At 39.6% G+C, this 15,084-nt stretch carries 13 protein-coding genes; 9 read left to right on the top strand and 4 right to left on the bottom strand.

From position 1 onward, the window contains the following. Nucleotides 1–50: 50 nt before the first annotated feature. The 4 genes from ahrC (at nt 51) to spo0A (ending at nt 4,721) form a co-directional block, all read left to right on the top strand. A complete protein-coding gene (gene ahrC / locus LCM11_RS02765; RefSeq protein WP_014643702.1) occupies nt 51–500 on the top strand; it encodes a transcriptional regulator AhrC/ArgR in 450 nt (149 codons plus the stop codon). A 17-nt stretch (nt 501–517) separates the two neighbouring features. After that, nucleotides 518–2,245 carry a DNA repair protein RecN gene (recN, locus tag LCM11_RS02760; protein WP_224892740.1) on the top strand — a complete coding sequence of 576 codons (1,728 nt, stop codon included), beginning with the start codon at nt 518–520 and terminating at the stop codon, nt 2,243–2,245. Between the two features lie 233 nt (nt 2,246–2,478). Continuing rightward, a complete protein-coding gene (gene spoIVB / locus LCM11_RS02755; RefSeq protein WP_224892739.1) occupies nt 2,479–3,723 on the top strand; it encodes a SpoIVB peptidase in 1,245 nt (414 codons plus the stop codon). Between the two features lie 218 nt (nt 3,724–3,941). Beyond that, nucleotides 3,942–4,721 carry a sporulation transcription factor Spo0A gene (spo0A, locus tag LCM11_RS02750; protein WP_224892738.1) on the top strand — a complete coding sequence of 260 codons (780 nt, stop codon included), beginning with the start codon at nt 3,942–3,944 and terminating at the stop codon, nt 4,719–4,721. Nucleotides 4,722–4,889: 168 nt separating this feature from the next. Here the strand turns inward: spo0A and LCM11_RS02745 are convergent, their stop codons facing one another. Next, nucleotides 4,890–5,165, bottom strand: coding sequence for a hypothetical protein (locus tag LCM11_RS02745; RefSeq protein WP_224892737.1), 276 nt, complete (start codon nt 5,163–5,165; stop codon nt 4,890–4,892). Nucleotides 5,166–5,363: 198 nt separating this feature from the next. Between LCM11_RS02745 and LCM11_RS02740 the strand changes: the two genes are divergently transcribed. Continuing rightward, nucleotides 5,364–6,713 carry an aspartate kinase gene (locus LCM11_RS02740; RefSeq protein WP_224892736.1) on the top strand — a complete coding sequence of 450 codons (1,350 nt, stop codon included), beginning with the start codon at nt 5,364–5,366 and terminating at the stop codon, nt 6,711–6,713. Between the two features lie 36 nt (nt 6,714–6,749). Here LCM11_RS02740 and LCM11_RS02735 read toward each other — a convergent pair whose 3' ends face one another. Genes LCM11_RS02735 through LCM11_RS02725 form a run of 3 tightly spaced genes read right to left on the bottom strand, consistent with a single transcriptional unit; the run spans nt 6,750 to nt 9,642 of the window. Further along, nucleotides 6,750–7,475, bottom strand: coding sequence for a PolC-type DNA polymerase III (locus LCM11_RS02735; protein ID WP_224892735.1), 726 nt, complete (start codon nt 7,473–7,475; stop codon nt 6,750–6,752). After that, complete coding sequence (locus LCM11_RS02730) at nt 7,475–9,382, bottom strand: DUF294 nucleotidyltransferase-like domain-containing protein (RefSeq protein ID WP_224892734.1); 1,908 nt, start codon at nt 9,380–9,382, stop codon at nt 7,475–7,477. The genes LCM11_RS02735 and LCM11_RS02730 overlap by 1 nt, the downstream gene beginning before the upstream one ends. Nucleotides 9,383–9,396: 14 nt before the next feature. Continuing rightward, the gene (locus LCM11_RS02725) at nt 9,397–9,642 is read right to left on the bottom strand and encodes a DUF2627 domain-containing protein (RefSeq protein WP_014643695.1); all 246 of its coding nucleotides are present in this window, start codon (nt 9,640–9,642) and stop codon (nt 9,397–9,399) included. Between the two features lie 136 nt (nt 9,643–9,778). Here LCM11_RS02725 and LCM11_RS02720 point away from each other — a divergent pair, with 136 nt between their 5' ends. From LCM11_RS02720 to buk, 4 genes are all read left to right on the top strand, one after another. Beyond that, on the top strand, nt 9,779–11,851 hold the full coding sequence (locus LCM11_RS02720; RefSeq protein WP_224892733.1) for a sigma 54-interacting transcriptional regulator: 2,073 nt from the start codon (nt 9,779–9,781) through the stop codon (nt 11,849–11,851). 108 nt (nt 11,852–11,959) lie between these two features. Beyond that, complete coding sequence (gene yqiS, locus LCM11_RS02715) at nt 11,960–12,862, top strand: phosphate butyryltransferase (protein WP_224892732.1); 903 nt, start codon at nt 11,960–11,962, stop codon at nt 12,860–12,862. A 12-nt stretch (nt 12,863–12,874) separates the two neighbouring features. Continuing rightward, nucleotides 12,875–13,969, top strand: a complete 1,095-nt coding sequence (bcd, locus tag LCM11_RS02710; protein WP_224892731.1) for a branched-chain amino acid dehydrogenase — start codon at nt 12,875–12,877, stop codon at nt 13,967–13,969. 24 nt (nt 13,970–13,993) lie between these two features. Continuing rightward, nucleotides 13,994–15,079, top strand: a complete 1,086-nt coding sequence (gene buk, locus LCM11_RS02705) for a butyrate kinase (protein WP_224892730.1) — start codon at nt 13,994–13,996, stop codon at nt 15,077–15,079. Nucleotides 15,080–15,084 lie beyond the last annotated feature (5 nt).

Genomic DNA, 15,084 nt, shown 5'->3' with positions numbered 1-15,084 from the left:
GGCTTTAACAGCCCTTTTACTTTGGATGGTTTTTGAAACGGAGGATTACCATGAACAAGGGACAGCGTCACATAAAAATACGCGAGTTGATTACTAATGATGATATTGAAACACAAGATGAACTGGTTGATCGTTTAAAGGGTATGGGATATAACGTAACACAGGCTACAGTTTCCCGAGATATTAAGGAACTCCACCTTGTGAAAGTACCTATGATGGATGGGCGTTACAAATACAGCCTCCCGGCCGATCAACGTTTTAACCCGTTTGAAAAGCTTAAGCGATTAATGATGGATGCTTTTGTTAGTATCGATCGAGCTGGCCACTTTATCATTTTAAAAACCCTCCCTGGTAATGCCAATGCTGTAGGAGCACTTGTAGATAATTTAGAGTGGGAAGAAATAATGGGTACAATTTGCGGAGATGATACTTGTTTAATCATTTGCCGAAGTGAGCACCAGACTGAAACAATAAGTGAACAATTGCTAAATATGCTATAACTGAGGTGGAGCGTTTCATGCTAACTGAACTATCAATTCGTGACTTTGCAATCATCGATCATATTTCAATCACTTTTAAAGAAGGTTTGACAGTATTAACAGGTGAAACAGGAGCTGGTAAGTCGATTATCATTGATGCCATACAATTGTTATCCGGTGGAAGAGGCTCTGTGGAATTTGTTCGTCATGGAGCAAAAAAAGCCGAAATTGAAGGCTTATTTACCGTTGAACCGAATCATCCTATTCATAGTAAAACTGAACAATTCGGTGTAGATATTAGTGAGGATGGAATGGTGGTGCTTAATCGCGCAATTACCCATCAAGGGAAAAGTATTTGCCGGGTTAACGGTAAATTAGTAACTCTTGGGATACTAAAAGAGTTTGGCCGGGCTTTGATTGATATCCATAGTCAACATGAGACGCAATCGCTAATGGATCCGGAGAGACACATTGAACTTCTGGATTTATTTGCCTCCTCAGAATTACAGTCTTCTATGAAGGAGTACCGGCAGGTTTATGAGAAATATCGTACGTTGGTGAATCGATATAAAGAATTAAGTGAAAATGAACAAGAAATGGCTCAGCGACTTGATCTTTTGGAGTTTCAGCTACGTGAACTTCAAGAAGCGGAACTTCAACCGAAAGAAGACGAGGAGTTGAGCGAAGAACGTACTAAATTAAATAATTATGAAAAGATTTATCAGGGAATTCATGATGCTTACTACTCTTTGTATGGAGAACAAAAAGGTCTGGATTGGTTAAGTCATGCAATGACTTCGTTGGAGAGCACAGGTGATTTTGATGACAGTCTGGCTAAAATGTCAGAAGAGCTTTCCAATTCATATTATTTAATCGAGGAATTGACTTTTCAGTTAAGTTCACAAATGGAAAACCTCGAATTTGATCCAGAACGGTTAAATCAAATTGAATCCAGACTGAATGAGTTGAATCGATTAAAGAAAAAGTATGGAGCAGACGTAGAGGAGATGCTGGAATATGCATCCAGAATAGAAGAAGAGATAGACGAAATTAAAAATAAAGATTCACGACTTGCGAACATGGAAGGTCAAATTGATGAACTTGGGCAGGATGCGGTATTAGAAGCGAAGGATCTTCATGATATTCGGAAGCGTGATTCAGAATTGTTAGCTGGTTATATTCATGATGAACTAAAGGACTTATATTTGGAAAAAGCTGCTTTTGATGTTGATATTTCTATAAAAGAAGGAAAACAATCTGATCCTGTCCTGGATGGTAAACCAGTCCGTTTGCATTCTAACGGTTTTGATCATGTTAAATTTTTAATAACAACGAATCCAGGTGAACCTCTAAGAGAAATACATAAAGTAGCTTCCGGAGGGGAAATGTCTCGAATTATGTTAGCTCTCAAACGTATATTCTCAAGACATCAAGGAGTAACTAGCGTTATTTTTGATGAAGTAGATACAGGTGTTAGCGGCCGCGTGGCTCAAGCTATAGCAGAAAAAATCTACGGGATATCAGAAGGCTCTCAGGTGCTTTGTATTTCTCATTTACCTCAAGTGGCTGCGATGGCAGATACTCACGTAAGAATTGAAAAACGAGTAGATAATGATCGTACTTACACAGGGGTGTCGGAATTGTCTCATCAGGAAAAAGCTGATGAATTATCCCGCATGATTACAGGAGCTGAATTGACTGAGACAACTCTTGAACATGCAAGAGAATTGTTAGAGATGGCACATAAACATAAATTAAATAAATGATATGAACGTGTATTGGGGAAATTAAAACGTATGGATGAATCCATACGTTTTTTTTAATTCACTAAATTAGGTTTAGCCAGATGTTTTTAATTTATACTATGGTGAATGTTTCATGCCAAGGGAATCAGTACTATATTTACTCAGTTTATACTGGTTTAAAAAGTGGCCTTGAAGACCACATTATAAGTAAGCCAAGAAAGATTGGTACTGGAGTAATAAGGAGTGTTGAACCCTTGAATCATAAGTTGAAAAGTAAACATATATGTGGTTCTGTTCTCCTGCTGTTGATGCTTATATTACCTTTATTCAGCCCCCTTCAGAAATATCTTGCTATTCCAACAGAAGTAAAAGTGAGTACTTCTGCTGAAATGGAGGCAGCACCGGTTTCAAGTCATCCTAACGAAGCCTGGACAGCATTTTCATCTACAAATGATAGCCAGGTTTTTCATGAATTTGCCGGCGTACCTTTGAAGAAAACGGACATTAAAAAAATGAAGGATATCCGATTAATTCCTGGTGGACAATCGGTAGGCGTAGAATTACACACAAAAGGAGTCCTGGTTGTAGGACACCATCTTGTAACGGGAGAAGCGGATGAGAAAACATCTCCAGGGGAAGACGCCCGTGTTCAAGTCGGGGATATTTTGTTAAAAGGAAATGGTGAGGAACTCAATAGTATGGAGGATCTATCCTCCCTGGTAAAAGATGCAGGGAATGATGGAAAAGCCATAAAATTTACGTTAAAAAGAAATAAAGAGATTTTAACAACGACATTAAATCCATCGTTTAACAAACAGGAAAACGAATATCAGATCGGATTATATATCCGTGATTCTGCAGCTGGAATTGGAACGATGACATTTTACCATCCTGATAGTAAAAAATATGGAGCTTTAGGCCATGTCATTTCGGATATGGATACGAAAAAGCCTATTGAAATTCATGAAGGAACCATTGTACGCTCCCACGTAACTTCAATTGAAAAAGGAAGTCAGGGGGTTCCAGGTGAAAAACGAGCTGAATTTTCCTTAAAGGATGACCGCTTAGGTACGATCACTAAAAATACACCTTTCGGAATCTTTGGAGAATTAGATGGCTCGATTGATAACAATGCATATCCAAATGGTCTGCCAGTCGGATATGCTGACCAGGTAAAGGAAGGACCTGCAAAAATCCTTACGGTCTTGGATGGAGACAAAATGCAGACATTTGATGTAGAAATTGTCAGCAATATGCCTAAGAAAAGCCCTGTAACAAAAGGTATGATTGTAAAAATAACCGACCCTAAATTGTTGGATAAAACCGGGGGTATTGTACAGGGAATGAGTGGAAGTCCTATTATACAAAATGGAAAAATTATTGGTGCAGTTACTCATGTGTTCGTTAATGATCCTACTAGCGGATATGGAGTTCATATTGAGTGGATGCTTCAAGAAGCCGGTATTGAAATATATGAAGAACAGCAAAAAGCAAGTTAAAAAAGGTGCTCCTAGGAGCCCTTTTTCTTTTTGACAAAAAACGACATTAACATTTAGGTCATGTCGAATTATTGCGATTTTATAAGTATTTTTAAGCATTTTGAAGATATCATCCAATTTTGAATATTATTTGTTATAATGAAAAGGGATAGATTTCCTCTATGTCGAATATATGTATTCAAGCAAGAAGAGGGATAATTTTGTAAGGAGGAAGGTAAATGGAAAAAATAAAAGTATGTTTAGCGGATGATAATAGGGAGTTAGTCAAACTTCTTCAGGAATATTTTGAAGACACAAATGATATCGATGTAATCGATGCTAGCTACAATGGTAAAGATTGTCTCCAAATGGTAGAAGAAAAGAAGCCTGACGTGTTGATCCTGGATATTATTATGCCTCACTTAGATGGACTGGCTGTCCTTGGAAAGCTGAAAGAATTTGATAAACAGCCAGAAGTTATTATGCTCACGGCTTTTGGTCAGGAAGAAGTAACTAAAAAAGCTGTAGAACTAGGTGCTGCTTATTTTATGATGAAACCTTTTGATCTGGATCATCTTGCTGAACAAGTTAGACAAATCAAGCATGCGGGGGATCCAATAAATCGTGCTCTTGGCAGCAGTTATACCTCAACCAAGTCTAAAAAGCCTGATCTGGATACAAGCATTACTCACATAATTCATGAAGTTGGCGTCCCAGCTCATATCAAAGGTTATCAATATTTAAGAGAAGCCATTACGATGGTTTATCGTGATCTAGAACTCCTTGGATCCATTACAAAAGTCCTCTATCCCGACATTGCTACTAAATACAATACTACAGCCTCAAGGGTCGAGCGTGCCATTCGTCATGCGATCGAAGTTGCTTGGAATCGTGGAAATATCGATGCTATATCTTCTTTATTCGGCTACACCATCTCGAATACTAAGGCCAAACCGACAAACAGTGAATTCATCGCCATGGTTGCTGATCGTCTGCGTTTAGAGCATAAGGCTTCGTAACGAAAAACATAAATTAAAGTCTGGAACTAAATAATGCCACTTTGAACCTTCTATTATCGGGTGATTTCTCGCCCATCCGATAATAGAAGGTTTTATTTATTTGCCTGTTTATTATTTTTAGCCGTTACATATAGGTAGGTTTTAGCGAGAGATCGGTGTTTATATTATTCAAGTCATAAGCTTATGTATATCATGAGCAAGGATAGGATTATCGTATACCCCTTGATCTATGGCATTTAGATAGGGAATCAGGGAAAGATGAGCTTTATCATCCAGCAGATGAATCCCGTGTCTTTTTATTAGTCGATAACTGAAAGGCAACTCTAAATATTGAAGAATTACATAGCGGTGCCCTGTCTCAACAAATGTACATAATATCTCAATTTCACCGTCTTCAGGGTAAAATCTTGATCCACCAAAACCATCCCTTCTATATACCATCAAATTCTGACCTCCTTCTCCAAAAAGTAACAAGTAAATAAACCTTCACTTATTATACATCATTTTCTATGGGATTTGCTTCCATTTTAAAAATATAAATAGTAACTTATGTTTTTAAACCATTTCGGTTCATTTTCATAACTGATTTGTGATACAATTCTTAATTATTAGTAACTTTGTGAATTGATGGGGTGTTTACATATGAAAGTAGTAAAATTTGGTGGAAGTTCCGTATCTAATGCAGATCAAATTAAAAAAATTACGGATATTATAGAAGCAGATAATGAAAGGAGTGTCATTGTGGTTTCGGCTCCAGGTAAAAGATTTTCTGGAGACGAGAAAGTAACTGATCTTCTCATTAAACTTGGGAATTCTATACATGGTTCTTCTTTTGACAGAAACGTTTATGACCAGGTGCTAAATCGGTTTCGAAGTAATGTTAGCGAACTCGGACTGCGTGAAGAAGTTTTTATCGCAGTCCAATCTAAGATTGATGAAGCCATGAACTTAATTATAGAAGGTGTGCCTTATGGGATGGACGCTTTGAAATCATGCGGAGAAGATGGTTCAGCGTTAGTAATAAGTGCCTATCTAACGTCGAGGAAACAAAAAGCATCTTATGTTAATCCCAAGGATGCAGGTATAATCGTTCGAAATCAATTAGGTGGCGCATTAGTACATGAAGAGAGTTTTGAAAGACTTTATCAACTAAGAGAACGTGATGGAATTTTAGTCATTCCAGGTTTTTTCGGTTTTACTCCAAATGGTCAGCTAGTTACATTTTCCCGCGGAGGATCAGATATAACAGGCGCCATTGTAGCTGCCGGGGTAAAAGCTGATCTTTATGAAAATTTTACAGATGTTGACTCTGTTTATTGTGTGAACCCAAACATTGTAGACCAGCCAAAACAGTTGACTTCCCTTACTTATAGGGAAATGCGTGAATTATCATACGCAGGGTTCTCTGTATTTCATGATGAAGCTCTTATCCCTGCATTCAGAGAAAAGATACCTGTTTGCATAAAGAATACGAACAATCCTGAAGCTCCAGGAACGATGATCGTAGCTGAACAGCCGGATCGGGAAGGGCATGTAGTAGGGATTGCGAGCGATCACGGTTTCTTAAATATCTATGTAAGCAAATTTCTTATGAATAGAGAGATTGGATTCGGACGCCGCCTGCTTCAGATATTAGAAGATGAAGAGGTATCATTTGAGCATGCCCCTTCTGGAATAGACGATATGTCGGTGATCCTCAGGGATTATCAGCTTCCTAAAGAGAAGGAAGAAGTGGTGGTTAAGCGGATTAAAGAGGAATTGGATGTTGATATGGTTCTTATTGAGAGAGATATGGCCATGATTATGATAGTTGGGGAAGGTATGAACCAGGCTGTAGGATTAGCCAGCCAGGCAGCCACCGCATTCAAGGATGCCGGAGTTAATATAGAGATGATTAACCAGGGTTCCTCTGAAGTTTCCATGATGTTCGGTGTGAAATCTGAATCGCTTACAGCCGCTGTGCAAGCTCTTTATAAGAATTTTTTTGAATAATTAATAAAACGAAGCTGCTTATGAAGCAGCTTCGTTTTATTTTTTTTGCAATTGGTTCTGTAATTCTTCAGCTGTATTTATTCCCTCGGCTATGGTTAAGCGCATAAGGTGACAGAATAATTCAGAGGTCATTATGGCATCGTTCAAGGCATGATGACGTTCACGCTTTTCAATACCGAGGTGTTTGAGCAGCGGATCAAGCTGATGTTTAATGTCAGGGAATAACCATTTTGCCATTAGATGGGAATCAAGAACCTTTGGATGATAGGCTGGCAGCTTCCATCTTTTTAACATGGCTTGCAGGAACCTCATATCAAATTTGGCGGGGTGAGCGACCAAAATGGATCCTTCACTAAAATCCAGAAAATTTTGGAAACCTTCTATGAAAGGGCTTGAATTTTTAAGACGTTCTTTCGTGAGGCCTGTTAACCTCAAAGTCTGCTTGTTCACAGGTCTAATAGGACGTATGACCTGGTGGAGCTTTTTCCGATAACATGAATCCAGGCCATGAATCCTGACAGCGCCAATAGAAATGATTTCGTGACCAATCTCTGGAAGGAAACCAGTGGTTTCGAGATCGAAAATAGTATAGTCAACTTCATTAAGATTTTTTTTGGCAATTTCGAAATCGGGTTCGTAAGTTTGGAGCTTATGTTGAAGGTGCTCATAACTTTTCCACTTTAAATAAGGTTTAATCTTATAATAGTAAATGGGTTTTTCGAAAAGAATATATTTTATAATCTGTAGGTCTACGGGCAGCATTACATCACCCTATTCCGGTTGTAACTCAATTCAAGTACCTGCTGAAGTCGCTTGGCAATAATCAGTGCTTCCCGCAGAGAACGACGCTCCTCTTTGTTCATTTGGGTTAGTTTTAGATCATTGGACAGAACTTCATTATTTTCCAGCTGTTTCAGATTTTCTTTTAATCGAAACAGCATTAGACGGTGCAGAGCTGTTTTAGCATTTTCGACATCTCTAGGGTGGAAGCGTTCATGGTCAGCTAATGCGTTCAGCCGGCTCACGGTATTAATGTTTTCAATGCCGTATTTCATGCTATAGATTCTGACAGCATTAACAATCTGCATAATAGCTGACTTTTTCAAGTTAAGAGTCCTCTTTTTTCCTACACCTGAAATACGTCCAAACGGCTGGACCGGGACCCTGAATCTAAGGGTGTCTTTCATTAAAAGCTGATGAAGACTTAATGATTTCTGAACTCTTTTGGTAACATATTTTTTTAATTCGTAAGCCAGTGAATAATCCCCGAATATTGGCCGGAAATCCATGAATATAGTAAAGTCACGAATTTCTTCTGCATCCATTTTTTCTATCCAGGTGTCTACATTTGTATGCCATTCTGTCATCTGCTTGCGCCATTTTTCTTCTTTTGCCATGATTCCACCATTACAGTATGGGAATCCACATTCGTTTAACATATAATTAATCTTTGTAGTAAAACGCTCAAAGTAAGCTTTGATTTTTGTTTTGTGCTTCGAATGTTCGTAATCCGCTAAAATCATTCCGTTGTCCTGATCAGTGGAGAATGCCTGTTCTTTCCGTCCTTCACTTCCCATGACCAAAAAGCAGTAGTTGATGGGAGGGGCCCCATGGCCTTCCGCAATCATTTCATCTTCGGCAATTTGTACCACCTGTTTATGGATACGATCATTATAGTTAGTCATAAGCTCAGCGATATCATACGCAAACATATTATCCTGAATAAGGCTGGCGATGAATTTCTGAAATCTTTGGTTATAGGTTGGAGAAAGTTCAATGATTTCCTGAATCGTCGAAGCATTTGAAATTCGATAAGTAAGGTCAAAGTACACTGAATTCTTGATCGTAAAGAAAGAAGATTGGCGAAGAATTCCTACAATCTTATCTTTATGAAGAACTGGAATAATTTCAGTTGGGTGATGTTTCAAGTAACTGAGAGCATCATAAATGAACTCTTGTTCATTAATTTCGTAGGCTTCCTGAGTCATATAAGCTTTCACAGGATTATTATGGTCGTTTTCAAAATAAGCACGAAGGATTTCTCCGTAACCAATCATCCCTAGCATCGTTTTCTGGTCATCACTTACAATTAAAGCTTCTATTTTCTGTTGTTGTAACATTCTCGCAGCCTTTTCAATGGAAGATTCAGGATGTATGAATGTTGGGGGCTCCATATAGGCATCAGCACGCTTTTTATAGAGATCACGGTCATCCTGATCATCCGTTGTGGAACTCTTGTATTTAACTTCATCATAGAGACTCTTCATTAAGTTACTGATTCCGTCCATGACGACTTTTGAAAATTGTGTGTTATTAGACATTACTTTCAAAAAGGATTCTCGCTCAAAACAAATGGTTTTCACAGGTTCCAATGCCTGTACAGAAAATCTCATTTCACCGCTGGTTAAGAGAATCATGACCCCAATTAAATCCCCAGGATAATAAAAGCGAACAGATAACTGCTTTCCATTGGAACGGTGCATAATATTATTCGCTAGACCAGAGGTAAGGAAATGGATGTCAATTGAATTATCCGATTGGTCTTCATGAATAATAAATTCATTCGTACTGTACTCTTTCACTACAGCTTTTCCGAATACGTCTTCAAATTCCTCTTCTGTTAACAAATCAAAAGGGTATTGATTCTTAAATAACTCAAACTCTGTCACAGAGCAAAACTCCTTCATTTCGAACTACGATTTTGGTCAAAGCGACCTTTAGTGAGGTTTCTTTTTCTATCACGATGAAGAATAAATCCACCAATAAAGGCAAGTCCTCCCAAGAAAAAAAGCAAGCCGGCAGCTCCTTGTAAAGCTATGTGAAAAAATATAGGGTGAAATTCACCAAATAATGCATCCCGCATTAATTTTATGCCATAAACCGCAATGATTCCGGGAGTAGCTAATAACAATAAAGCAATTATGCGCATAATTAGTATCTCCTTTTCTAACAATCATTATCTAGTATATCAAATGGAGAATGATGTGGGAATACAATCCCGCTTGCTAAAAAGTGCATAATAGGGTAGGATAAAGATGCGCAAATTATTGCAGGGTGTGATAATGATGAAACGTGTATTGATTGTCGGAGCAGGCAAAGGTGGAACAGCCCTGTTAAAACTGCTGAATGAAACAGATCGAATGAAAATTGTAGCGGTGACAGATATTAACAAAGATGCTGGCGGTCTTAGGTTAGCAGAGACCATTCATATACCAACAGGTGCTCACTGGCAGGATTTTATACATAAAGATATCGATATAGTTATTGAAGCTACAGGAGATGACGCGGTTTTTGAAGAGATCAGAGCCCGTAGAAATCAGAAAACAGTCGTTATTCCAGGATCCGTAGCTTATATTACGTCAGAGCTTCTCGAAGAAAAAGAAGCCCTCGTCCAGGAATTGAAACGCCAGACGGAGAACCAGCATCTAATATTAAATAGCATTCACGATGGTATGATCGTAATTGCGCCTGATGCCAACGTCACTTTTGTAAATCGAAGTGCGGAAGAAATTTTAGGTATGGATAAAAACTCCATTATCGGAAACTCCATCCAGCGAGTGATTCCGGCTTCAAGACTTCCCCAGCTCTTAAAATCCAGGGAAAAAGAAGTGAACCAGAAACTAATCCTCGAAAATGGAAAAAAAGTTATTACGACAAGGATTCCAATGATCGGCGCTCGCGGGAAAGTTATAGGGGCGTATGCCGTTTTTCAGGACATCACAGAAGTAGTAGATCTGGCAGAAGAAATTACCGATTTAAAAGAAGTAAAAACGATGCTTGAAGCTATTATACAATCTTCCGATGAAGCAATTTCGGTTGTGGATGAAAATGGAAGCGGTTTAATGGTTAATCCTGCTTACTCTAGAATTACAGGGTTATCAGAGGATGAAATTGTGGGTAAGCCAGCCACAGTGGACATATATGAAGGGGAAAGTATGCATATGAAAGTCCTGAAAACCCGGCGTCCAGTTCGGGGGGTGAGGATGAAGGTTGGTCCTCATAAAAAGGATGTATTAGTAAATGTAGCCCCGGTCATTGTAGATGGAAAATTAAAAGGCAGTGTCGGCGTGTTGCATGATGTGACAGAAATACAGTCCTTAACCAGTGAACTCAGAAGAGCACGCCAGATTATTAGGAGTCTTGAAGCAAAGTATACTTTTGATGACATTATTGGTAATTCTTCAGAAATGACGCTTGCACTGGAACAAGCAAAAGTAGGAGCGAGAACTCCAGCAACCGTATTGCTGAGAGGGGAATCTGGGACTGGTAAAGAACTTTTTGCTCATGCCATTCATAATGAGAGTGAGCGGCGCCATAATAAGTTTATTCGAGTGAATTGCGCTTCTATAGCTGAAAGCTTATTAGAGAGTGAACTGTTTGGTTATGAAGATGGAGCTTTTTCCGGTGCTAAGCGCGGGGGTAAGAAAGGGCTTTTTGAAGAAGCCAACTCTGGCAGCATCTTTTTAGATGAAATTGGAGAATTAACCTTGCCCATGCAGGCGAAGCTGCTTAGGGTTTTACAAGAGAAAGAAATTCTAAGAGTAGGAGGCACTAAACCAGTACACATAGATGTCCGAGTAATTGCTGCTACGAATATGAATTTGGAAAAAGCGATTATGAATAAATCTTTTCGAGAAGATCTTTACTATCGCTTAAACCGTCTTCCGATTTATATCCCACCTTTAAGAGAGAGGATAGAAGATTTAAAACTCTTGGCTGAGCACCTGATTCAAAAACTGAATGAAGATTATGGCAGGCATGTAACTTCTATAGACAAGCAGGCTTTCCAAAAATTAATAGAGTATCATTGGCCCGGAAATGTAAGAGAGCTCGAAAATATCATTGGACGTGCCATGATATATATGGATCATTTAGAGGACGTAATACTCCCTGAACATATCCCAAACCTAACAAAAGAAACCTTAACAGCAACCCGTCCGAATATTCCAGGTCATCAGTGGCTTGGAGAGACACTGCAACAAGCTGTAGATGAATATGAAAAAAGACTATTAGCCGATGCTTTCCGGGCCCATAATTTCAATAAGACGCAAACTGCTAAAGCCCTTGGCATTTCCATTCGAAACTTCTATTATAAATTGGATAAATACGGTTTAGATAAACATAGCATGCAAAAATAATCATTCTATGCAATAACTTGCATGGATGTGATTTTCGAAACAGGAAGATGTGGGGTGCATTGAGTTGGCACGAATCTTGCATTATTTATATTAAGAAGAGGTGAAAGAATGAGAACCTTAGATCAAATGGTGGCCCAGGTTAATCGTGCAGAATTGAAAACCGTTGCAGTAGCACAAGCTGAAGATGAAGAAGTCTTAAGGGCGGTTAAAAAAACACGAGAACTGGGAATTGGCAGGTTTCTTCTTACAGGAGATAAACTAGCTATAACAGAGCTTGCAAACAAGCTGAACATAAACTTGGAAGATGATGGGATAACCCTTCTGGATTGCAGTCGTGAAAAGGCTGCGCATGAAGCCGTAAAGGCCGTTCATAATCAGGAAGCTCATGTTGTAATGAAAGGGAATGTAGATACTAAAACATTACTTAAAGCCGTATTAGATAAACAGTATGGTCTTAGAGCTGGCGGGGTCTTATCCCATGTTGCCCTCTTCGAAGTACCAGGGCAGGACAAATTAATATTTTTAACTGATGCAGCTATGAACATTGCCCCGACCCTGGAAGAGAAGGTACAAATCATAAATAATGCTGTTGAAGTAGCGAGCTTAGCAGGATGGAACGTACCAAAGGTTGCTGTGCTTGCTGCTGTAGAAGTAGTTAATCCAGCTATGCCGGCTACTGAGGAAGCTGCAATATTAACACAAATGAACCGGCGGGGACAGATTAGTGGTTGTCTTGTGGATGGACCGCTTGCTTTTGATAATGCGGTTGATAAACGAGCGGCTGAACATAAAGGGGTGCAGTCAGAAGTGGCAGGACAAGCGGATATACTAATGGTGCCTACTATTGAAGTGGCTAACGCCTTATACAAGTCGTTTATGTATTTCGCTGGTGCTAAAGTCGCTGCTGTAATAAGTGGAGCCAAAGCACCTATAGTATTGACTTCAAGAGCTGATTCAGCAGAAAGTAAGGTTTATTCACTAGCACTGGCATTACAGTCCAGCAAACAATAGGAGGAATTGAAAATGCAAATTTTTAAATACATGAAAGAGTACGATTACGAACAACTATTATTCTGTCAGGATGAACAATCTGGTTTGAAAGCTATTATCGCGATCCACGATACTACTTTAGGACCGGCACTCGGCGGAACACGCATGTGGACCTACGCTTCTGAAGAAGATGCAATTGAGGATGCTCTCCGCTTAGCTAAAGGGATGACTTATAAGAATGCCGCTGCTGGATTGAACCTTGGAGGAGGAAAAACGGTAATTATAGGAGATCCCAAGACAGAAAAGAATGAAGAAATGTTCCGGGCATTCGGCCGCTTTATTCAAGGGTTGAATGGACGATACATTACGGCTGAAGACGTAGGGACAACTGTTCAGGATATGGATTTAATTCATGAAGAGACTGATTACGTAACAGGTATATCTCCAGCATTTGGCTCCTCAGGAAACCCTTCCCCAGTAACAGCTTATGGTGTTTACAGAGGTATGAAAGCAGCCGCAAAAGAAGGTTTTGGCAGTGATTCTCTAGAAGGAAAAACGGTAGCTGTACAAGGAGTAGGGAACGTAGCTTTCACCCTTTGCCGTCATTTGCATGAAGAAGGAGCACATTTGATTGTCACCGATATTAATAAGGAGGCTGTTCAGCGTGCTGTAGATGAATTCGGGGCTGAAGCAGTGGAGACTGAAGACATATATAGCGTTGACTGTGATATATATGCTCCTTGTGCTTTAGGTGCAACCATTAATGACGAAACCATTCCTCAGTTAAAAGCGAAAGTCATTGCAGGAGCAGCTAATAACCAGTTAAAAGATACCTCCCATGGTGACCTTCTCCATGAGAAAGGCGTCGTGTACACTCCGGATTATGTTATTAATGCAGGCGGAGTGATTAACGTAGCTGATGAACTCCATGGTTACAATAAAGAGCGAGCTATGAAGCGAGTAGAAACAATTTATGACAACGTCTCCCGTGTATTTGAAATCTCCCGTCGTGACAACATACCTACTTATAAAGCAGCCGACCGCATGGCAGAGGAACGTATTGAACGTCTGCGTCGCTCTCGGAGCCAGTTTCTTCAAAACGGCCACCACATTCTAAGTAGGAAATAAGTACGTGTATGGAGGTCGAAGACATTGCAAAATCATCGCATACTAGTAATTAATCCTGGCTCTACATCAACTAAGATTGGCGTCTTTGACGGTGAAGAGGCTATTTTTGAAAAAACAATCAGGCACCAGCCTGAAGAAATCTTTCAATTTAATAAAATTATTGACCAGTATGAATTCAGGAAGCAGGTCATTCTCAATGAACTTGATCAAGAGGGAATTAATATCAGTAAGTTGAGTGCTGTTTGTGGAAGAGGCGGTTTGCTTCGGCCTATTGAAGGAGGCACATACGAGGTCAATGAAGCTATGCTTGAGGATTTGAAAAACGGCTACAATGGTGAACATGCTTCCAATTTGGGCGGAATTATAGCTAATGAAATAGCAAAGGGGTTAAATATTGGAGCTTATATTGTTGATCCTGTTGTCGTGGATGAGCTTCAGGATATAGCCAGAGTCTCCGGGGTTCCTGAAATCCCTCGTAAAAGTATTTTTCATGCTTTAAACCAGAAAGCAGTAGCACGGCGCGCTGCAAAAGATTTAGAGAAGTCTTATAAAGACACCCGCTTAATTGTCACCCATATGGGGGGTGGCATTACTGTGGGAGCTCATGCCAACGGCCGCGTTGTTGACGTTAATAATGGTCTTCACGGGGATGGACCATTTTCGCCGGAGAGGGCTGGAACGGTCCCCGCAGGGGATCTTGTATCTCTTTGTTTTTCAGGGCAATACTACAGAGATGAAGTCATGAAAAAGTTGGTAGGACAAGGTGGGTTAATGGCCTATTTAGATACAAACGATGCTAGAGAAGTAGAAAAGATGGTCCAGCACGGTGATCGTAAAGCGAAACTAGTTTATGAAGCCATGGCTTATCAGATCGCTAAAGAAATAGGCAGCATGAGCGCAGCTCTTGAAGGGAAAGTAGATGCAATAGCGCTAACCGGAGGGCTTGCCTATGGTAAAACATTCGTGAGTGAAATATCAAAGCGAATCCACTGGATTGCTGATGTACTTGTCTATCCAGGTGAGAATGAACTAGAGGCTTTAAACGAAGGCACTTTACGAATACTGAATCATGAAGAAGTTCCAAAGCAGTATCCTAATTTTATAGAATAGGAAGG

The sequence above is a fragment of the Halobacillus halophilus genome (assembly GCF_020171985.1).
GTDB lineage: Bacteria > Bacillota > Bacilli > Bacillales > Halobacillaceae > Halobacillus > Halobacillus halophilus_A.
The sequence above is the reverse complement of the archived record's forward strand: the minus strand, read 5'-3'. Positions and strand labels throughout refer to the sequence as shown.